General features: G+C 41.9%; 16 protein-coding genes. 11 read left to right on the plus strand and 5 right to left on the minus strand.

Features of this window, described 5'->3' with window-relative positions; all coding sequences use genetic code 11:
* The 4 genes from B151_RS20295 to B151_RS0116605 all read left to right on the plus strand — a co-directional run.
* The coding region (locus B151_RS20295; protein WP_040517232.1) for a hypothetical protein at positions 1-194 on the plus strand (194 nt) is incomplete at its 5' end.
* Positions 181-1,674, plus strand: coding sequence for an acyl-CoA dehydrogenase family protein (locus tag B151_RS0116595; RefSeq protein WP_020404773.1), 1,494 nt, complete (start codon positions 181-183; stop codon positions 1,672-1,674). The genes B151_RS20295 and B151_RS0116595, both read left to right, overlap by 14 nt.
* Positions 1,667-2,383, plus strand: a complete 717-nt coding sequence (locus B151_RS0116600; RefSeq protein ID WP_020404774.1) for an SIR2 family NAD-dependent protein deacylase — start codon at positions 1,667-1,669, stop codon at positions 2,381-2,383. The genes B151_RS0116595 and B151_RS0116600 overlap by 8 nt, the downstream gene beginning before the upstream one ends.
* Entirely contained in the window at positions 2,376-3,230 is an 855-nt protein-coding gene (locus B151_RS0116605; RefSeq protein WP_020404775.1) for an SGNH/GDSL hydrolase family protein, read from the plus strand. The genes B151_RS0116600 and B151_RS0116605 overlap by 8 nt, the downstream gene beginning before the upstream one ends.
* Before the next feature lie 18 nt (positions 3,231-3,248).
* Here B151_RS0116605 and B151_RS0116610 read toward each other — a convergent pair whose 3' ends face one another.
* Both B151_RS0116610 and B151_RS0116615 read right to left on the minus strand, forming a co-directional pair.
* On the minus strand, positions 3,249-3,917 hold the full coding sequence (locus B151_RS0116610) for a hypothetical protein (protein WP_020404776.1): 669 nt from the start codon (positions 3,915-3,917) through the stop codon (positions 3,249-3,251).
* Between the two features lie 69 nt (positions 3,918-3,986).
* Positions 3,987-4,682: an SDR family NAD(P)-dependent oxidoreductase gene (locus tag B151_RS0116615; protein WP_020404777.1), complete on the minus strand. Its 696-nt coding sequence runs from the start codon at positions 4,680-4,682 to the stop codon at positions 3,987-3,989.
* Positions 4,683-4,829: 147 nt separating this feature from the next.
* Between B151_RS0116615 and hisC the strand changes: the two genes are divergently transcribed.
* The 6 genes from hisC to hflC all read left to right on the plus strand — a co-directional run bounded on the left by hisC (position 4,830) and on the right by hflC (position 14,707).
* Positions 4,830-5,966: a histidinol-phosphate transaminase gene (hisC, locus tag B151_RS0116620; RefSeq protein WP_020404778.1), complete on the plus strand. Its 1,137-nt coding sequence runs from the start codon at positions 4,830-4,832 to the stop codon at positions 5,964-5,966.
* A gap of 101 nt (positions 5,967-6,067) precedes the next feature.
* On the plus strand, positions 6,068-8,149 hold the full coding sequence (locus tag B151_RS0116625; protein ID WP_020404779.1) for a transketolase C-terminal domain-containing protein: 2,082 nt from the start codon (positions 6,068-6,070) through the stop codon (positions 8,147-8,149).
* Positions 8,150-8,306: 157 nt separating this feature from the next.
* The gene (locus tag B151_RS19785) at positions 8,307-10,049 is read left to right on the plus strand and encodes a histidine kinase dimerization/phosphoacceptor domain -containing protein (RefSeq protein WP_157471110.1); all 1,743 of its coding nucleotides are present in this window, start codon (positions 8,307-8,309) and stop codon (positions 10,047-10,049) included.
* 181 nt (positions 10,050-10,230) lie between these two features.
* Complete coding sequence (locus B151_RS0116635; protein WP_020404781.1) at positions 10,231-12,705, plus strand: PP2C family protein-serine/threonine phosphatase; 2,475 nt, start codon at positions 10,231-10,233, stop codon at positions 12,703-12,705.
* Between the two features lie 36 nt (positions 12,706-12,741).
* A complete protein-coding gene (gene hflK / locus B151_RS0116640) occupies positions 12,742-13,758 on the plus strand; it encodes an FtsH protease activity modulator HflK (protein ID WP_020404782.1) in 1,017 nt (338 codons plus the stop codon).
* Between the two features lies 1 nt (position 13,759).
* Positions 13,760-14,707, plus strand: coding sequence for a protease modulator HflC (gene hflC, locus B151_RS0116645; RefSeq protein WP_026166722.1), 948 nt, complete (start codon positions 13,760-13,762; stop codon positions 14,705-14,707).
* Between the two features lie 150 nt (positions 14,708-14,857).
* Here the strand turns inward: hflC and recQ are convergent, their stop codons facing one another.
* From recQ to B151_RS0116660, 3 genes are all read right to left on the minus strand, one after another.
* Positions 14,858-17,074, minus strand: a complete 2,217-nt coding sequence (gene recQ, locus B151_RS0116650; protein WP_020404784.1) for a DNA helicase RecQ — start codon at positions 17,072-17,074, stop codon at positions 14,858-14,860.
* A gap of 290 nt (positions 17,075-17,364) precedes the next feature.
* Positions 17,365-18,702, minus strand: coding sequence for an ABC1 kinase family protein (locus B151_RS0116655; RefSeq protein ID WP_020404785.1), 1,338 nt, complete (start codon positions 18,700-18,702; stop codon positions 17,365-17,367).
* A 55-nt stretch (positions 18,703-18,757) separates the two neighbouring features.
* Positions 18,758-19,507, minus strand: a complete 750-nt coding sequence (locus tag B151_RS0116660; RefSeq protein ID WP_020404786.1) for a TetR/AcrR family transcriptional regulator — start codon at positions 19,505-19,507, stop codon at positions 18,758-18,760.
* Positions 19,508-19,626: 119 nt separating this feature from the next.
* Here B151_RS0116660 and B151_RS19080 point away from each other — a divergent pair, with 119 nt between their 5' ends.
* Positions 19,627-20,394, plus strand: a complete 768-nt coding sequence (locus B151_RS19080) for a queuosine precursor transporter (protein WP_040517233.1) — start codon at positions 19,627-19,629, stop codon at positions 20,392-20,394.
* Positions 20,395-20,989: the final 595 nt, after the last annotated feature.

A 20,989-nucleotide genomic window follows, 5' to 3' on the forward strand; every position in this document is an offset into this window, starting at 1 on the left:
CCGATGGTACTGCCACAAGCGGTAGAGTAGGTCGTCGCCTTCTTCCTTTTTTTACCCCCTTAAGCCCCGCTTACCAAAGCTGGGCTTTTTTTATTACAAATCATCACAGTTTTGTGATAACAGAATGGTTATATTATTTTATTACTCTTCTTAATAAAACCCTTTTAAAAGAACAGACCATTGGATTTTCATAACTTTTTGAAAGAATACAAGCAAAAGCTTCATCAGGTATTTACCAAGCATGAAGATGCTAAAGACAATACTTTAATTCGTGGAATTGAAGAAACTACACTGGATGAAATATTAACACTGTCACCATTAGCCGCATTTATTCCTTCTACTTATGGAGGCTTTGGAGGCCATACGGCGGAAGCCCTAAGCATGCTTGAAGCCAGTTCCTATGAATCTCTGCCTTTATCATTAATGATGGGTATTAACGGTGCTCTTTTCTTACAGCCCGTTGCAAATTATGCCGAAGAAGAAGTAAAAAAAGATATTTTCAGTCGTGTTTTAAACGACAACAAATTGGGCGGACTTATGATCACAGAACCGGATTATGGTTCTGATGCTCTTAGAATGCAAACATCTTATAAAAAAATCGGGGATAAGAAATATAAAATAGAAGGCACTAAACACTGGGGTGGATTGACCGGCATGGCAGACTATTGGTTAATTACTGCCAGAGAGGTAAATAAGAAAGGAGATTTAGGACGGGATATTTCCTTCTTCATACATGATACCAGAAACGGAGGAATTGAAGTAGAGGAATACTACAATAACCTCGGGTTGTATATGTTGCCTTACGGAAAAAATAAAATTGATATTGAAGTTCAAGAAGATCACAGGTTACAACCCAAAACAACCGGGGTTACTATGATGTTGGATCTGCTTCATAGAAGCCGATTACAATTTCCCGGAATGGGAATGGGCTTTTTGAGAAGGATGCTCGATGAGGCTGTTACTCATTGTAGAGATAGAATTGTAGGCGGAAAAAGCTTATTCAGTTATGATCAGGTGAAGCACCGTTTATCTGAAATTCAGGCATATTTTACGGTTTGTTCTGCGATGTGCAACTTCACAGGAACAAAAATCCCCCTCACTAAGAATACTTCAAGAATGGATTTGGAGGCCAATGCCATAAAATCTCTTCTTACTGATTATATGCAACGAGCATCTCAATCTCTTCTACAACTGAAAGGGGCAATGGGTTACAGGCTTGATAGTATAGCCGGACGGTCCGTAATTGATAGTCGACCATTTCAAATATTTGAAGGATCAAATGATATCCTGTATCAACAGATCACGGAATCTGTACTTAAGATGATGAGAAAGCTTAAGAAAAATAATTTGCATGATTTTTTGAGTGAATTTCACCTCACAGAGAGATCATCAGAGTACTTTAAAGAAGTATTGAATTTTGAAGTTGATCCCAAAATGCCGCAACGGAAACTCGTTGATTTGGGCAAGGTAGTGGGAAGAATTATATCTATGGAGTTTACCTTAAACCTCGGTGATCAAGGTTTTAATAAAAAATTGATAGAAAATGCCATTCAAACTCTTCATGAAGAAGTTAGTGCTATTATTGAGACCTACAAAAATGGAGGGAAAGCTAAGGTAGTTGAAGAGTATGAGCAAGATAGCTCATGGCTAAAATATGCAATGGTGAATGCCTAACGCAGGCAGTAAAAAAATAGCGGTCATCACCGGGGCCGGCATTAGTGCAGAGAGTGGCCTTGCTACATTTCGAGATTCCGGTGGCTTGTGGGAAGGATACGATATTGGTCAGGTCGCTACGCCCGAGGCTTGGCGAAAGGATCCTCAAACAGTCTTGGAATTCTATAACCTTCGAAGAAAACAAGCTTCCGAGGCACAGCCTAATTCTGCTCATCTGGCACTTGCTGAACTGGAACATCATTTCGACGTTCAGATCATCACACAAAATGTTGATGATTTGCATGAAAAAGCCGGTTCAAAAAATGTGTTGCACCTTCATGGAGAACTTAAGAAAGCCCGAAGCGTTAAAAATCAAGAATTGATCATTGATATCGGAGCTAAGCCAATTCGCATGGGAGATACGGCTGAGGATGGAGGGCAGCTAAGGCCTCATGTAGTTTGGTTCGGTGAAATGGTACCAATGATAGAGCCGGCTGCTATTCAGGTTTCACAAGCAGATATATTGGTTGTTATCGGTACATCGTTGGTTGTTTATCCTGCTGCCGGTTTGGTTGAATATGCTCCGGCTGGAATTCCAAAATATATTGTGGATCCATCTGAACCCGAACTTATGAATTGGAATGACTGGGTTCATATCAAAGAAAAGGCAGGAGTGGGAGCACCTAAATTGAAAGATTTAATATTAAAAGAGCATCAGATTAATGGCTAAAAAAGCAAGCGAAGAAGAAAAAGGGATCCTGGAACAATTTATGATTCCCTTTTTTCATGTTGAGAAAAGAGTTCCGTTGTTTCCGGGAAAAATGAACAAAGAGGCTGAAGCGGCACTATTTGGTATCAGTGAGCAAGAACTGAATACATTTCGGGAAAACTTGCAGGAAAATGCCCTACAGGCTGCTTTAGAGATTCTTAAGGATGACGATATTATAGACTGCCTGGATAAAATTCCGATGGATGGTGAAGAAACCATCGTCGCATTTGGAGATTCCATTACAGAAGATGCACAAGGTTGGTTTACCATTTTAAAGCATGTATTGGAGATTTCCACAGAAAGTGCTGATTTCAATTTCATCAATGCCGGTGTTTCCTACAATACTACATCGGAGGCGCTTCGCCGAATTGATCGGGATGTAATCATTCATGAGCCGGATTGGGTGATTGTTGCATTAGGAACTTTTGATGCTCAAAGACTGAATATTTCTCCCCAGCGTACACTGCTCCCGCTTTCCGAAACATGGGAGAATATCGAAACTATACAGTCAATTTTAGATGAGAGAGTTTCCAATCCTGTTGTTTGGGTCACGCCTGCTCCTGTTATTGTAGAAATGTTGAATGAGAATCCACTGTATGATTTTACCATTGAGCCCAAAGACCTTGGACAAGTACAAGAGCTTATTTCAGGAAAACAGGGAGCTATCATAGATTCAACTGCTCGCCGAATGGGACAAGAAGGTCCGCAAGCATGGAATTATCTTCCCGATGGATTACATCACTCGCTTTCCGGGCACATAGAGACAACCAAGGCAATCATTAAAAAGTTGGCAGAAAAGGAAGACTGACTTTTCGTTAGCAGTTCCTCAAAAACTCAGTTTAATATTCAGTAGCTCTACTGTAGGAGTGAATTTTCTGGAAAGGGAATTCTCTTTAGCGCTAATGGTATTGGTGATCGTGGGATTGATCAACCCAATACTTTTACTATCGTCAATTTGAATACCAACCAGGCCACTTGCCTTTTGGTTTGGTTGGTACGAAGCTCCAAGCGGGGTTGTTGCCTGACGTTCAGTAAATCCAAATACGTCTACCAAACCAACTCCGAAGCCAACCCAAGCTCCTGCCGAGGCACCATATTGTAAACCTTCAACAATCGGACGGTCAGCAACAAGCATCACGGAGGTTCCGATAATGGCACCCGCTGCAGCACCATAAAAAGTATCAAGTAGGATTATAATGCTTGTGTTATTCCCATCATTAAATAGGCCGGAAACGTACACGGGATCACCACTGCCCAAAGCAACATCGTAGGCTCCCATGCCTAAACCGTATAAAGTACCCAGTCCCAATCCGATTTGAAGGTGGCGGAAATTATCATCGTTTTGAAGCCCCATCGATGCACCTCCAAGTAATGTTCCATTCACGGCTCCATTCAAAGTATTTCCGGCAAGTAGTTCGATAGTTTGAGCTTTTGTGACTTTAGTTCCCAAAAGAAAGATCACGAAGCTTAACAAAAGCGCTGAGAGAGTACGCATTATTATCTCATAGTTTATTTATGATTTCCGTCGAAGTTAGTAAATAATGTATGTACAAACCATTGGAAGCTACGAAGGATCGTTCAGGGCTACCGGGAGAATCTTTCCATTATAAAACTGATGTCCATTCAGTATAAAATCAGCGATGTAAGTTCCCATTTGTTCGGGTGAAACAGGAGCATCAAAACCAGGAAAAGCTTCGGCCAGCATTTCTGTTTGAACGGCTCCGATAGCTAAACAATTGACGGAAATTTCATCTTCAACAAACTCTTTGCTTAACACTTCAGACAATCCGATCACCGCTGCTTTAGCTGCACCGTAAGCAGAGAGACCGGGAAACTTTAAACTTCCCTGAAAACCGGACATGCTTGAAATATTTACAATATGACTTCCCTTTCCCAAATAAGGTTTCAAAGCCTGTATGAGGCGGACAGTTCCGTACAAATTTACATCCATCAATTTCTTAAAATCGGAAATTTCAGTAGCCATGAATTCCTGACGATGAACGGCCCCGGCATTATTGATAAGTCCGTCCAGTCCTTGAAGGCCTTCCACGGCTCTTACTAATTCATCGATATCTGAGCTAAGGGTAAGGTCTGCCGGTATCACTATAATTTCGCCATTTTGAGATTCTTTTTGCAGCTTTAGGAGCTTATCCTTACTTCGGGCGGTGGCAATAACAGTGTGGCCTTCCTGTGCTAATTTTAAAGCAGTTTGATATCCAATTCCGCGACTGGCACCGGTAACTAAAATTTTCTTGTTCATAAGTAAGTTTTCATTAACTTTTTAACTTAATTCTGCAAACAAAAGCAAATGTAAATAGTTCGTTTAACTTTTGTTGAGCTTGGAAAAAGCGCTTTTTTAGTGGTAAATTTGAATTCATCAAGAAACAAAATAAGATAGCAAGGCTTAATGAATTCAAAAACCGGTAAACCTTTAGTCCCTAAGAATATTGAAACCCTTAAGCCCTATGTTGCCGGTAAAACCATCGCTGAAGTTGCGGATCTTTATAAACCGAAGAAGATAGCCAAGTTAGCATCTAATGAGAACCGGTTAGGATGCAGCCCAAAAGTAAAACCCGCCATTGATGAAGCTTTCAAACAAATACAGGATTACCCGGATCCGATTGCCAGGAAACTTAGGGCAGCTATAGCTGAGCGCAATGAGGTGAAACCTGAAAATGTATTACTTGCCTCCGGCTCAGAAAGTATCATATCTATTCTTTGCAAAACCTTTTTCCTTAATAAAGAAAATGCTGTAACGGCTGATGCCACTTTTGTAGGTTTCTTTGTGCAAATGGGTGTTCGTGGTGTGCATATGAAAAAGATTCCTGTGACAGCAGATTATAAGTACGATGTAAAGGCTATAGCTAATGCGATTGATGCGAATACCAAAATGGTATATATCGCAAACCCGAATAATCCCACCGGAACCTATTTGAAGAAGGGTGAATTTGAATGGTTCATGGAGCAGGTGCCTGAGGATGTATTGGTTGTAATGGATGAGGCTTATTATGAATATGCCAAAGATATTGAAGATTATCCCCATGCATTGGATTATGATTATGATAATATCATTGTGCTCAGAACATTTTCAAAAGCATATGGCCTGGCCGGATTCAGGGTAGGGTATGCCATTGCGCATGAAGAATTGATCAAGAATATGATGAAAACTAAGCTCACGTTTGAACCGACCACATTGGGCCAGGCTGCAGCTTTAGCGGCTTATCAAGACGATGACTTTTTGCAGAAGAGTGTTGAAGTAGTGGAAAAAAGTAAGGAACGATTGTATTCCTTTTTTGATGACCAAAAAGTTGAATACGTTAGATCTATTTCCAATTCAGTGATGATGGTTCTTCCAACGGAAGAAGAGGCCATCGACTTTACCCAAAAGATGCTTGAAAAAGGAGTTATTCTGCGCCGTATAAATGCTTTTGGGTTGCCAAACTGCATTAGAATAACGGTTGGCCTCCCCGAAGAAATGGATCACTTTGAACAATCATTTTTAGAAGTGCAAAGTAATCAGCAACCGGTTACCGGAAAGCAGTAATGCTATGTTGACTCTTAGGTATTTCTGCCTGCTTTTTACAAAGAGCTGAATACCTAGATCGATCATTAAAAATTTTAAAGCAACTATTTATTAAATAAACCATGGCCAAAAAGAAATCGGCATCTAATAAAAAAAACGCATCAAAAGTAGACTGGAAAAAAGTAGCACATTTGATGCTCACCTCTCGTGCTATGGACGAGAAGGAAGAGAACGAGTTGGTACCAAATAAGGAAGTGCTCTATCAATTTTCAGCACGCGGACACGAGTTAGGTCAAATTCTTTTGGGAAGTTTATTGACACATCAACATGATTCAGCCAGTGCTTACTACCGTTCCAGGCCTTTGCTTTTAACTTTGGGGCTATCTGAAGAAGATGCAATGGCTGCTCCAATGGGTAAATCAGGAGGTTACAGTGATGGCCGGGATATCGGTGTAGTTTGTAATAAGCCGGATGCGGATGGCCCAAAGGTACTGCCTATGGCCGGAGATGTAGGCTCCCAATACACTCCTGCTATCGGGTGGGCGCAAGGAATTGAATATCGAAAAAATGTTCTTAACGAAAAGGAATATGACAAGGCAATTTCAGTGATCCTTGGTGGCGATGGCTCTGTAGCAACCAACGGTTTCTGGTCTGCCTTGACTATTGCAACCACCCAAAACCTTCCGGTGCTGTTTTATATTGAAGATAACGGGTACGGCATTTCAGTAACCAGTGAATACCAGACACCGGGCGGAAAGATCACTAATAACCTGCAATCCTTTAGTAATCTCAAGATCTTTGATGGGGATGGAACCGAGCCTGAAGAAGCTGCATCTTTGTTAGAGGATTCCGTTAATTACGTGAGGGAACGCAAAGGACCTGCCATGATTCGGTTAACAGTACCTCGGCTAAATGGTCATTCCTATCAGGATAATCAAGCCTATAAAGACGAAGAACTGCTAAAAAAGGAGCAGGAAAAAGATCCTCTTGAAAAACTCAAAGCGTTCATGGTGCCGGATCAGGTTACTGAAAAAACCTGGAAGAACTGGGAGAAGAAAGCCAAAGAAACTATTGAAGAAGCGGCGGAAGCTGCTTTAAATCGCCCGGATCCCGATTCGGCTCAAACCGAAAAATATGCGTTTGCTGAAGAAGGGGAAACCCAAATGATAGGAGGGCTGGCTGTGGAAGGACATGAATTCCCTGCCGCATCAGAAGAACCCCATCCCGAAAAGCAACGCATTAATATAGTGGAAGCCATCCGCAGAACCCTGAAATATGAGTTGGAGACCAATCCAAAAGTTATGGTATTTGGTGAAGATGTTGGATTAAAAGGCGGGGTTCATGCTGCCACAATGGATCTGCAGTCTCAATTTGGGGAAGACCGTGTTTTTGATACCAGCCTTTCAGAAGAAGGCATTATTGGAAGAGCCGTTGGGTTGGCATACCAGGGCCTGATGCCGGTAGCGGAAATACAATTCAGGAAATATGCCGATCCTGCTACTGAACAGTTGAACAACTGTGGGACTATTCGTTGGAGAACCGCCAATAGGTTTGCGGCTCCCATTGTGGTGCGTATGCCCGGAGGTTTTGCCAAATGTGGTGACCCATGGCACAGCATGAGTAACGAAGTATTTTTCACCCATGCGATCGGCTGGCAAGTAGCCATGCCAAGCAATGCGGAAGATGCAGTGGGATTACTGCGATCCGCCATGAGGAGTAACAACCCTACCGTATTTTTCGAACATCGGAATTTATTGGATGCCAAATATGCCCGTAAACCTTATCCGGGAGATGAGTTCATTGTTCCATTCGGAAAGGCTAAAAAACTTAAAGAAGGAAGTGAGCTTACCATCGTAACTTGGGGAGCAATGTGTGAGCGCAGCGAAGAAGCGGTGGAAACACTGGGGGTTTCTGCCGATATCCTCGATTTACGAACGCTAATGCCCTGGGATAAGGAAGCAGTCTTGGATTCCATTCGGCGAACAAACCGGTGCATCATCGTTCATGAAGATAACAGGACGGCAGGCTTCGGTGCCGAGATTGCAGCCGTACTTGTGCGCGAAGCGTTTCAGTATTTAGATGCTCCTGTAGAGCGCATTACTATGCCTGATATACCTGTTCCTTATAATGTTGGGCTGATGGAATCTGTATTACCAACTACCAAAAAAATTGTCGATACTATAGAGGAAACTCTCAAATTCTAAGTCTCACTGAAAATGTTACATGAGGCTTTTTTAATTTTGAAGAGATAGAGATTGCTGTATCTAATATCTAATTTCAAGCATCCCTTAAACTCACTCTTTTATAGATTTGCGACTTGGTACCAAAATTATAATTAGCTTTATCTGCATCAGTTTGTTGTTGGCTGTAATTGGAATTGTTTCAGACCAGTTTACCAGCGAAATTCGGCAAGAGCAGTTTCGGTATGTCAATGAAGCTTCCATAGCAGTTACCAATACCAGTGAGATGGAGAGAAGTTTGTTTCAAAGCTTGATATTTCTGAATGGTATACGTGAATCAATAGCTGCAGAGGGGGGCTATGAAAATGTTCAGGAATTCCCCGCTGCAGTAGAACTTTCCGAACGTTTTGAAAAAGAGCTGGAAACATTTGAATCATCAGTTAAGAAGCTAAGGGGGTATTTGGATGAGGGTGAAGAGCTCCCTGAAAACCTGAATGATCTGCTAAAGAGTTATGAGGTTTATAAGTCCATTTCCAAGGAATGGCTGAGCTTGAGTGGAGAAAACCCAGCTCAGGCAAATCAGATGTTCATAAATTCTATAGAACCTTATTTTCGAAATAATATTATTCCTGAAGTTGCTGAGCTAAGGAAGTCGGTATTGACCATACAGGAACAACAAAATGCACGACTTGACCGCTCATTAGAACGCGCTGCAACAATAAACTATATAGCTACTTTTTTGTCTGTTTTATTTTCAGTCGTTCTTGCGATCTATATCTACCGTTCTATAGCCAATCCGATTTCAAAGGTAAGTACAAGTGCAAAAAAGCTTGGAGAAGGCAATCTTGAAGAAAGGATCAGGGTTTCGTCGAAAGATGAGATCGGGGAGCTTGCAGATGCGTTCAACAATATGGCTGTTGGGCTACAGAAATCAACGGTCTCAAAAGCTTATTTGGATAACATTTTAGAGTCCATTCATGAAGCTCTTTTTGTGGTAGATAAAGATGGAATACTTGTCCGTACAAATACGGCCGCTGCCGAATTGGTAGGTTATCCTATGGAAGAAATGTTAGGGGAGCCGGTTGAGAGATTTTATGATCTCAAAGAGATGGGGGAGATCTATGAAAGGTTAAGAGAGTCAAATAGTTCTTTTGAGTTTTCCCTTGTTCATAAAAACGGGAATTCATTATCGGTTCTTTTTTCTGAAGCAAAACTGTATGATAATCAAGGTAATTATGTGGGTACGGTTTCAGTAGCAAGTGATATTTCTGATCGTAAAAAAGCGGAACAAGAGATAAGAAATTCGCTTCGTGAAAAAGAAGTTATGCTTGCTGAAATACATCACCGTGTAAAAAATAATCTCGCCGTGATCTCTGGGTTATTACAGCTGCAAAGTTTCAGTACCGAGAATCCGGAGGTTGAAAAAGCATTAACAGATAGCCAAATGCGTATTCAATCCATTGCCTTGGTTCACGAGATGCTTTATGAAAGTGAGTCTTTGGCATACATTGAATATGATAAATACATCAACGACCTTTTACAGGCTATTCGGAGCATGCACCTTGATGGGAATAAAAATATATCGGTAACTTCAGATGTAGTCCCTCTTGAACTAAGTGTAAATCAGGCAATTCCTTGCTCATTACTTGTGAATGAATTGGTGGTGAATGCTTACAAGCACGGATTTAAGGGGAATGGTGACGGGAATATACATGTACAGATTTCTGAGCAAAATGATCAAATAAATATACAAGTTTCGAACAATCGGCAGGGTATAGAAATGGAAGGATTCGAGAAAGAGAATTCTTTAGCAATTTCTCTTATAAGAACGTTGGCTAAGCAATTGCATGGGGCATTTACCATAGAAGACCAACCCTCTGATAAGGGACTGATATTTATGGTTCAGTTTGCTCGAGAAAATTAAGTAACAAAGCAGTCGAAAAGCCGTAGCTTATCCTGCAGCTTTAATTCAAAGCATAAAATTAAGGGCAACATATTTACCTTTTCGATCATAGAGAATTAATCAGGAAGTTACTGCATTGCTGAATACCAGATCTTACATATTGCTTCTATGCGGCATTGGGGGCATAATAAGCTACTTTCTAATGCGGCCGCATATTGAGTTTTATGCTTCCGGCCCCATACAAAATAGCAAAGAAGCTACTGAAGAATACATCCATGAAATCGCACCGTCTTTAGGGTTTTCTACCGACAGCCTTGCCTTGCTGACGATGCGAAAACAGCACCAAGAGTACACAAAAACACTTCGTGATACCATGGCTGAAGAAGTGAGGCTGGCTGAACTCAATAAATATGATCTTCACATTCAAAGTTGGCAGGTAATATTGGGAATTCCGGGAAGAAGTGATGAGATGTTGGCGAGTTCCGATCAGTTTTTTAACAACGAGGGAAGGTTGATGCTGCATCTTTCAAACGATGGTAAAATCATTCGGGTAAAGGCGAACCCGGAATTTACCAATCCCACATTTTTGCAGGGAGATTCACTGTTGGCCATTGCTGATCAACTGGTGGATAGTGTTTTGGGATATGATCTGAACCGATATTCATTTATGGAACAGGCCTTTGATGATACCAGCCTGAACTATGCAGAAAATCAAGGTATGGTGCCTGCAACAGTACAAAACCAAAACTCCTCAGATCTTGAATTATTCTGGAAACGCAAACCCGGTGTAAGCGGTACTCCCCAAGAACTCAGGTTGACCTTGAAGCCGGTGGTACGAGAAGCCAGTGTGGATGGCATACTCCGCACAGAATTCGGATTCAGTATTGATTCTTTTGCTGCTGTGGATGAATTTGAATCGGTAGACTGGTCCTCTTCTAACAGTGATGGGGCTGAACAGGATCTCACATTTTCCTATTTGTTATTCGGAAGTTTATTTGTTTTAGCAGCATTCATTTTTTCCATTGGTACCCGCAACATCTTTAAAGGTAAAGTAGAATGGAGAAGAGCCCTCTTTGTTTTTGTAGCAATTACTTTGAGTATTTACGTGTGGCGGGCTGTCTTTTACATGTATTCCTTCAATCCTTTTCTAAACAGTGCGGGACTGTTTACGGTATTCATCAATAACTTACTTTTTTCGGTAGTGGTAGGCTTATATGCATCTTTGGCTTATATAAGCTGGGAAGCCCTGGCCCGATCTCAACATCAAAGACAGCTAAGTGTAGTTGACGCTTTGTGGCAGCGATACTTTTTTGTTAGTGAGACTGGCTCAGGTTTGGTTCATGGGGTCGCATTTGGAGGAATTCTGATAGGCATAATGTCGTCTTTGGTATATTTAACGGGTACGTTTTTAGTACAGGCCGACAGTCAGTTTGGTTTCAGTGAGCCAACCATTCCGTACCGATTACTTACCATTAACCTAAGTGCAGCAACAACGACGATGTTGGTTGGGATTGCACAGATTGCATTTGTGTACTCTATCCTGAAACATTGGTTGAAAAAAGAGTGGCAAGCAGGTTTAATGGCTATCATTTTGTCCGGAATTTTTATCACAGTTTTAGGAAGACTGATAGGTACAAGCGGTACTCTGTATGAAGACCTGATCCTTTATTTAGGATTAGCTACGGTACTCATTTATGCAATGATGGAATTTGGAGTACTGACCGTATGCACCGCATGGTGGACCTTCAGTGTATTTTTTATGGTTCAACCATATTGGCAATCACAGGCTATTGAGGTGGCCTATGTGGGATGGGCTCAATTTGTGCTCATGAGCTTGCCTTTGATCTACGGATTTATCTCTTATAAATATGGGATCCCGGTCAGTGAGGTTGGTGAATACATTCCAGAATACGAGGAGCGCATAGCACAACATTTGAGGGTAGAAAAAGAGATCGAGATTGCCCGTGAAAGCCAGTTTAAGCTGATGCCACTGCAACCTCCAAAAGCAGATGGGATTGATGTATATGGGTTTTTTATGCCATCATTTGAAGTTGGGGGAGATTACTTTGACTACCTGCTGAGCGAAGATGAAAATGAAAACCCCGTAGCGCTGACCATGTCGGTTGTGGATGTTTCTGGAAAAGCGATGCAAGCTGCCATGCCGGCCGTTTTTACCAGTGGCTTGTTGCTTTCCCGAATGAAACACGATTGTCCGGATGAAGTACTTTCTGAAATTTCTGAACCGATCTTTTATCGCACCGATAAGCGTACGTTCATAACATGCGCTTTGGCAAGGTATGACTTACGAACGCAACAAATGGCAATTGCCAATGCCGGGCACTGCCGTCCAATTCTAAAAAGAAATGGGATCGCAGAATATATCCATACTCCAAAACCATCCTTTCCTTTGGGTATGAAGAAAGATGTGAAGTATGAAAGAGAAGTAATTGCAATGAAAAAAGGTGATTTCTTTTTGCTGTATTCAGATGGCCTTCCTGAAGCAGTTAATCCGAAAGGCGAGCGGTTTGGGTTCGAAAAGGTTCCCCGTTTGATAGAATCGATAGATACAGAAAATCTTTCAGCGCAAGAGATCGCACAGGAAATTAAACGAACGGTACAAAAGTTTAGCAACTATCAATTGGCAGATGATACTACTATCATATGTCTGAAGATTTAAGAACTTTTCAATAAAAAAAGAAACAATTAGGACAAAATGGCTCAGGAACAAGATTTTGAATTCAATGTGCCGCCACAGTTCGAGAAGGTCTCAAAAAATATTCGCTTTATCATAGGTGGGTTGATCGTGCTCTTTCTCGGGTTTTCCACTTTTTTTACGGTAGATCCGGAAGAAGTTGGTGTAGTGGTACGGCTTGGTAAGTACGTAGAAACGGTAGAACCGGGTTTGAACTATAAGATCCCTTTGATAGACAGGGTAGAGAAAGTGCCGGTAGAACGACAGCTCAAACAAGAATTTGGCTATCGAACAGTAAGTGCTGGCGTTGAATCACAGTATCAAAAAGCAGGGTACGAAGATGAGTCGCTAATGCTAACTGGTGATCTCAACCTCGCCGATGTAGAGTGGGTAGTTCAGTACCGGATCAATGATCCTTATAGTTATTTGTTTAAGGTTCGAAATGCTGAATCTACTTTATCGGATATTTCCGAAGCAGCGATGCGTCAGATCGTTGGTGATCGTACAGTGAATGAAGTGTTGACGGTTGGGCGTGCCGAAGTGGCTATCGAAGTGCAAAACCTGATCCAATCTTTGACCCAGGAATATGAGCTGGGAATCACCATAGAACAAGTAGTACTTCAGGATATCAATCCTCCGAACCCCGTTAAACCGTCTTTTAATGCGGTGAATGAAGCTCAACAGCAACGGGAAACGTTAATCAACCAGGCTAAAGCCGATTATAACAGGGTGATACCCAGAGCTCGGGGTGAAGCCGAAGAAACTATCCAAAGGGCAGAAGGATATGCCTCGGAACGGGTAAACAGAGCAGAGGGGGAAGTTTCAAGATTTAATGACTTATATACTGAGTATATAAAAGCTCCGGAAGTAACCAAGCGTCGCATCTTTCTTGAAACAATGGAAGAAGTAGTTCCTAAATTAGGGAAGAAAATTATTACTGATCAAAACGGGAATAATGTGTTACCTCTATTGCAAATGCAGTTAGATGGGGTGCAGCGATCCAGCAACTCAACTCAAACCAATAATGGAGGTAACTAAGATGAATCAAGCGAAAGGAATCATACTTGCCGTTATTGGGGTTGCTATCTTTTTGACGGTTCTCGACGGTTTTTATATTGTTCACGAAACCGAGCAGGTCATTATTACCCAATTTGGAGATCCTGTTGGAGAGGCAGTCACAGAACCGGGACTTAAATTCAAGATCCCATTTGTTCAAACAGCCAACTATTTTGAAAAACGATATCTGGAGTGGGATGGTGATCGAAATCAAATTCCTACCAAAGATAAGAAGTTCATATTCGTGGATTCTTATGCCCGTTGGCAGATCACGGATCCGCTTCAATTCTATCAGCGTTTGGGGAGTGAGCGCGGAGCTCAATCACGCTTGGATGATATTCTGGATGGTGAAACCCGTAATGCTATTGCAGCCCATGATCTTTTGGAAATAGTTCGTTCCAGTAACCGTGAACCGGATACTACCGGTTCAGTGATGTTGGAAGTAGTGGAAGATTCACTGGAAAGTATCAATCGTGGCCGCCAACAGATACAGGAAGACATTCAGGAACTCGGAAATCAACGAGCAGCTGACCTTGGAATCGAGATCCTGGATTTTCGTATCAAACGTGTGAATTATGTAGAAGATGTACGCAGAACCGTATATGATCGTATGATCTCAGAGCGAAACCGAATTGCCGATGAATTCCGTTCGGAAGGGCAGGGAGAAGCCTCCAGGATTAATGGTGAGAAGGAAAGGGATCTTGCTCGAATTCAATCTGAAGCATTTCGTCAGGCTGAGATCATCCGAGGGGAAGCCGATGCCCGTGCAGCTGCGATCTATAACGAGGCGTATAATCGAAGCACCCGATCACGGGAATTGTATTCCTTTATTCGTTCAATGGATGCTTATCGCAAAACGCTGGATAAAGAGACGAATGTAATCTTATCTACTGATAGTGATTTTTTCCGTTACCTGAACCGAATGGATTAAGAATACCAGGCCTTTCTAAATTAAAAGCACGAGTTTATAACTTGTGCTTTTTTAATTTATCCATTTAAGACTTTCCGAAGTTATTTTTTTAACTAAAAACATCCACTCTTAGCTAAAGTTTTAGGTAGGTCATAGTTCACGATCAGCATCTCAATTCCTGGCCATTAAATACAGTTGAACCACTCGTAATTCATCATAAGATATCTTTTCCTCCAGCTCATCAAAAACCGGTCGCAGCATTTCATGTCCGTGTTTGGCAAAAGCTTTTTGAATCTTCTCTAAATCCTTTTCTTCAAGCTCAGAAGCTTCCAGAATTTGTTTAGATGGAATCGAATGTCCGGCTCTGATAAATTTTTGCAAATACCCCACAACCGTTCCTTTCTTGACGTCCAGCTCAGCTGCAATTTCGGAAATCAACTTCCCGCTTTTGTACATCTGCCCAACCTGGTACGGACGATTATTCCTGTTCAGCGTTTTCTTGATCGGTTTACTTTTGGGGAGAGCCGATTTGGAGCGTTCCTCAAGATCATGCTGTTGACAAAACTCAACGATTACCCCCAAAAAATCATCCCCATACTTCTTAGATTTTGCCCGACCCACTCCGTGAATACCCAACAAATTTTCCTTGCTCTGCGGATAATAATAAGACATCTCGATGAGCGTACTATCCCCAAAAATGATGAATGGCGCTACGCCCTGCTTTCGAGCCAGATCCATTCGCTTTTTCTTCAGCAGTTTGAAGAGATCCCTGTTGAAATCTAGCGATTCGATATCCGATTTGGATGATTTGGTTCGTGTTTTTTGAGCCGGCTCCTCGATCACGCCGAATATTTCCTGATTTCCTTTCAGAATCTCGATGGCCTTGGGCGTTAGCTTCAGACTTTTATGTTCAAACTCCCGCACAATGATATCCTGTTTCATCAGCTCCCGATAAATCTGTTTCCACTCCGGCCGACTTAAATCCTTTCCAATTCCATAAGTCGAAAGTTTATCGTGGTTGAACTTCAAAACTTCTTTACGGCGTGAACCGAGGAGTACATTGAGGATATGATTGTAGCCAAACCGCTGGTCGGTTCGTGCCATGGTGGACAGAAATTTCTGAGCCGGAACCGTAATGTTTTCACGCTCCGGAGTATCACCCGTGCAGAAATCGCACATTCCACAGTTTTGTACGTTGAAATGCTCTCCAAAATATCCAAGCAGTTTAATTCGCCGGCACTGATGTGCCTCCACATATTCCATCAGTTTTTGGAGATGTTCTTCCGCTACGCGTTGTTCTTCGGGGTCTTCTTTTTGACCTATGAAATAGCGGATTTTTCCGGCATCGCCATAACTGAAAAGAAAAAAGCAATCGGACTGTAATCCATCCCGACCGGCGCGACCAATTTGCTGATAATACGATTCAATATTCTTGGGCATATCATGATGAACCACAAACCGCACATCCGGCTTGTCGATACCCATCCCAAAGGCGATCGTCGCCACAATGATATCCACTTCATCCCGAATGAACGCATTCTGGTTCTCTGTACGAATGGTTTCTCCAAGTCCCGCATGATAGGGAAGGGCGTTAAATCCGTTGGCGTTCAAATCCTGCGTCAGTTCATCCACTTGATTCCGGGAAAAACAATAAATGATACCCGACTCTCCCTCATGCCGCCGCAAAAAATTGATCACCTGCTGCAGCGGATTGCTTTTGGTGACCACATCAAGGTACAAATTCTTTCGGTTGAAGCTGGCAACAAACGTGTTGGCGTCCGCCAGTCCCAACGAATTTGCAATGTCTTTTTGAACACGGGGCGTAGCGGTAGCGGTCAGTCCCAGGGTAACGGCGTTTTCAAATTTTTCGGTGACACTCGAGAGCTGCCGGTACTCCGGACGAAAATCATGTCCCCATTCCGAAATACAATGCGCCTCATCAATCGCCACACATTCCACATTCAACCCCGAAAGTAGGTTCAGTACATTTCCCTTCAACAAAGTCTCCGGTGCCAGGTACAGCAAGTCCAGTTTATTTCTGCGGATTTGATCCAGGGTCGCTTCATATTCTTGAGGTGATAGCGAGCTGTTCAAATATGAAGCTGAAATTCCATAGGCGGTAAGCTGATCCACCTGATCTTTCATTAAGGAAATTAGTGGAGAAACTACGATCGTCAATCCCTGAAAAAGCAGAGCTGGAATTTGGTAGCAAAGAGATTTCCCTCCGCCCGTGGGCATGATGGCCAACGTATCCTGCTTTTGGAGTACGTTTTGAATGATGTCTTTTTGTAGCGACCGGAATGCCTCAAACCCGAAAACTTCATGGAGTACGTGTTCTGCTTGTTGGATATCCGGCATATTAGAAACGGTGTCTTCTGAAAATTGCATAATCTTTTTCTAAGGTAAGAGCAATGAAAACCGAATTCCTTACAAATTTTTTTCAGAAACTGTACATCGACTCTCCAGAGTCGATGGTGAATTGGGCGATGAAATTTTACTTTTTAGGACTCTTTCCCAACGTCCAGTTGGGAACACCTTGCCGAACCTCTGGTTCAAAATAAGCTATATCAATTATTCCCCTGATTTAGGAACCAGTGGTTCGTAACCAGACAAAAAAATCACCGTAGGGGTAATTCATGAATTACCCCTACGGTGATAATGGTAGGTTTATTAGAATTCTACTCTGATGCCTTCACCAACTCTCCAAAATCCACATCCAGCATACCACTCAATATTTCTTTGCTTTTGGAGGTGTTGATGTGGGCACCCATTTTCATCAGCAGGTTATAAAGTCCGAGATGCACACGGGTAGTATATAAGAAGTGCTGATTTCCGCGCGGTTCATTTCCGATAGGAGCATCTTTGGTGAAATATTTGATGGTGTTTCGGAATTCCTCATCCCCGAAATCAAAAACTTCATGCTTATAAGGTTCTGCAAAGGTCATTCCGTAATTGCGGGCAAATTTGAAATACCGATCTTCATTCTCCTGGTTTTCCGCATCTGGATTGATGACATTCAGTTTTGCATACAGATTCCGAATTGCTTTCTCGTCGTCATCTAAATGGGTGGGCAACAAGCGCAGATAATCCATAAAAAACTCACGCGGAAATTTCTTCACGCACCCAAAATCTATCACACCCAGTTTGCCATCATACGTAAACAGGAAATTTCCCGGATGCGTATCGGCGTGCACATAATCCATATCCTTTATTTGCTCGTGGAAGAAATCCCACAAAAGCTGACCAAAATGATCACGCTTTTCCTGATCCGGATCTTCTTTCAGGAATTCACCCAAGTGACGTCCTTCCAAATAGGTCATACATAGGACTTTATCGGTCGAAAATTCTTCTACCCATTCCGGAATGGCGATATTCAGCCCTCCAAAGCGCTCCCGAAAAAGATCGATCTGCTTTCCTTCTTTTATATAATCCGTTTCATCGAGCAGCGTTTCCTTCACTTCATCAAAATACGGATCGATATTTGCTCCTTTCTTAACGATGCGTTTCACCAGTATCTTAGCCAGTCCCAGATCCGAATCGATGGTCTCACGAACATTGGGATATTGGATCTTGATCGCCACTTGCCGGCCATCTTTCAATTCCGCTTTATGAACCTGTCCGATGGAAGCCGCTGCAAACGCCTCCGACTCAAAATGCTTGAAAAGCTTTTCTGGATAATCGCCCAATTCCCTCTTTATAATGGACCGAACCAGCGCTTTATTTATAGGAGGAACCGAATACTGTGCCTGGGTCATTACCTCTGCAAATTCTTCGGGGAGAAATCCCTGGTCCATGCTCATCCCCTGGGCGATCTTCAGCGCGGTACCGCGAAGATTGGTGAATTCCTTAAAAACCTCTTTGGCGTTTTCAGTGTGAAAGTCACCATCTGTATCTCCATTGGTTTTACCGGTCTTTTTCTTGAGATAGCGTTTGGCGTAATTCGTCCCAACCTTAATGCCGGTTTTAGCGATTCGGCTGCCGCGCTCAAATTTTGATGATGGAAAATCTTTACTCATTCTGGAAATGATGAAATATAAATGTTGAATGTTAAATGGGAAGACTCATTTAACATTAATCGGAGTTGTTATTAGTCTCGTTTTCTTCTTCGTCTTCGATATCAATTTCAACCTCTTCATCCGGCGTGTCATCAAACCAACTGGAAACCCAATCATTGAATTCTTCCACTTGTTTGTTGAAGCCAAATGCACTCAGGGAATATTTGGCGAGATCGAACCCTTTATCCACTACTTTAGAATAGACGAGCTCTTCGATGAATCCGGTGATCTTATCGGTGAGGGCAAAAGTGCGTTCGCGATCTTCACTGTTATCTTCCAGCCAAAACTTGGTCAGAAAAAGGAATTGCGTTTTCAGGGAAGCGTAGAACCAATCACCCATAAAAAAGCCGGCGCTGGTAGCAATGTTTCCATCAGTAGTAAAGAACTCTTTGAATAATTCTTTGATCTCTTGCTGAAATTCACTTTTTGTAGCGCAGCACCATTCATATTTCTCAAACGTATCTTCTACAAACTCCCAGCGCTCATCCATCATATCAAACAACGTGAATGCAAAGTTGGACAGTTTCTCGCTGATGGAATAAGAGCCGAAGTCATCGATCTCGCTGATCATGGCCCGGTAGCGAATCACTAAAGAGGGGTAGTAAAACTTCAGGAGCGCTTTTTTATTTGGGAACAGGGTGTAGATCTCTGAAGCCGATTTCCCCGTTTCTTTAGTGAGATTTGGGATCGAAAATTTGTCTTTTATATATAGGTCTATCGCAGCCTCGGTTAGCTCGATCTTAGTATTAAGTTCGTCAGTATTCATAGTCATTATTTATTTCATTGGTAAAACGAATGCGGAAAGCTTTCAGTTCGTTGCTACGATATAAATTGAAAATTTGTTTTGAATCATTACTTTTGGACGTTTTATAAATCAATTTTCCTATGGCAAGCTCAAAACCTTCACTTGATAAGCGTGACGCACTATTTTTATCCTTGGCAGGGGTGTTTTTAACTTCACTGGTTTTGGGTAATGTAATTGGGACTACAAAATTTGTCACGTTATTCAGTATTGAACTGCCCGATTGGCTGAGAGCTATTACCCCATCTATTGTTCGAAATGACTCAATTTATATTATGAGCGTTCCGGTTGGGGTGCTTGCCTATCCATTTACTTTTCTTGCTACTGATCTTATCTCGGAATTATTTGGTCGAAAGAAAGCTCAGCTTGTAGTTTGGGTGGGCTTTTTTATGAATTTCTTCATGCTTTTGGTGATGTCGGTAGGGCACTGGCTTCCAAATACGGGTGGGGTGAGTGGCGGGTTACCTCTTTTTGAAGGGGTATATGAATTTATGGTGGGGAACACTATCGCCAGCATGATCGCATATCTGACTGCCCAAACGGTAGATGTTCGCCTTTTTCACTTTTGGAAGAACTTGACCGGAGGTAAACATCTTTGGTTACGAAATAATGCATCCACTATGTTTAGCCAGTTAGTAGATTCTACAGCCATCCTTACGATATTGTATTTGGCGGGAAATCTCGGTGATAATGTAAATTCTGTGGCTACCCTTATTATTCTCATCATTAACTCGTACCTGTTCAAGTTTTTCTTTGCTCTCTTTGATACCCCGCTCTTTTATTTAGGGGTGAAGTATTTGAAGCATTATGATGAAGATCCTTCAGGATACAGCTTGTATAAAAATGCCTGAGGTTTAATTTCCTTCCGAGTTGTTAGGTTGGTTTAGGAGATCCGGATTTGGAATGTACTTAATGATTTTCATTTTGCAAGGAGGAGGGCAGTTTATCCAAATAAGAAGGGTGAAAAGAAAAAGTTGTAATGATCTCGAATTTTCATTCAAAACCTGAGAGTAAATTTGAGGCTCGGAAACTGATTTTTGAAGATAGAATTTTGGTTCGCGCTCAACTGCAACTTTCCAAAATCAGAATTAAGCTTCATTTTATTTTTACTTTTTTGAAGATCGGACTTTTATTTGGATGGCAGGTTTTTTAAACGGTTTTATGAAGCCCGCTCAAGGCCATCATTACACGAATTTGAACAGCACAGAAGTTCTCACAAAAAAAGTGAAATTAATTTCAAAAAATACTTGCAGTGAATAGGGTTCAGCCCCTATCTTTGTAATCCTTTCAAGGAAACGAAAATCGCTGACCAAACAGTTGTTTAGTCAGCATTTTTTTTCGCTGAAAGTTTAGTTCTTAGACATATTGAAGTATAGATCAGATTGTTTGTGCGAGCGAGAGCTTGTTCAATTTCTTGATGCAATTTTGCATTTGAAAATGACGAGA

Source organism: Gracilimonas tropica DSM 19535 (assembly GCF_000375425.1).
Lineage (GTDB): Bacteria > Bacteroidota > Rhodothermia > Balneolales > Balneolaceae > Gracilimonas > Gracilimonas tropica.

Bases quoted from the DNA above. Each gene is read 5' to 3' on its own strand.
- B151_RS0116600 (WP_020404774.1), top strand. From the start codon at position 1,667: ATGCCTAACGCAGGCAGTAAAAAAATAGCGGTCATCACCGGGGCCGGC.
- B151_RS0116605 (WP_020404775.1), top strand. From the start codon at position 2,376: ATGGCTAAAAAAGCAAGCGAAGAAGAAAAAGGGATCCTGGAACAATTT.
- B151_RS0116610 (WP_020404776.1), bottom strand. From the start codon at position 3,917: ATGCGTACTCTCTCAGCGCTTTTGTTAAGCTTCGTGATCTTTCTTTTG.
- B151_RS0116615 (WP_020404777.1), bottom strand. From the start codon at position 4,682: ATGAACAAGAAAATTTTAGTTACCGGTGCCAGTCGCGGAATTGGATAT.
- hisC (WP_020404778.1), top strand. From the start codon at position 4,830: ATGAATTCAAAAACCGGTAAACCTTTAGTCCCTAAGAATATTGAAACC.
- B151_RS0116625 (WP_020404779.1), top strand. From the start codon at position 6,068: ATGGCCAAAAAGAAATCGGCATCTAATAAAAAAAACGCATCAAAAGTA.
- B151_RS0116635 (WP_020404781.1), top strand. From the start codon at position 10,231: ATGCGGCCGCATATTGAGTTTTATGCTTCCGGCCCCATACAAAATAGC.
- hflK (WP_020404782.1), top strand. From the start codon at position 12,742: ATGGCTCAGGAACAAGATTTTGAATTCAATGTGCCGCCACAGTTCGAG.
- hflC (WP_026166722.1), top strand. From the start codon at position 13,760: ATGAATCAAGCGAAAGGAATCATACTTGCCGTTATTGGGGTTGCTATC.
- recQ (WP_020404784.1), bottom strand. From the start codon at position 17,074: ATGCAATTTTCAGAAGACACCGTTTCTAATATGCCGGATATCCAACAA.
- B151_RS0116655 (WP_020404785.1), bottom strand. From the start codon at position 18,702: ATGAGTAAAGATTTTCCATCATCAAAATTTGAGCGCGGCAGCCGAATC.
- B151_RS0116660 (WP_020404786.1), bottom strand. From the start codon at position 19,507: ATGAATACTGACGAACTTAATACTAAGATCGAGCTAACCGAGGCTGCG.
- B151_RS19080 (WP_040517233.1), top strand. From the start codon at position 19,627: ATGGCAAGCTCAAAACCTTCACTTGATAAGCGTGACGCACTATTTTTA.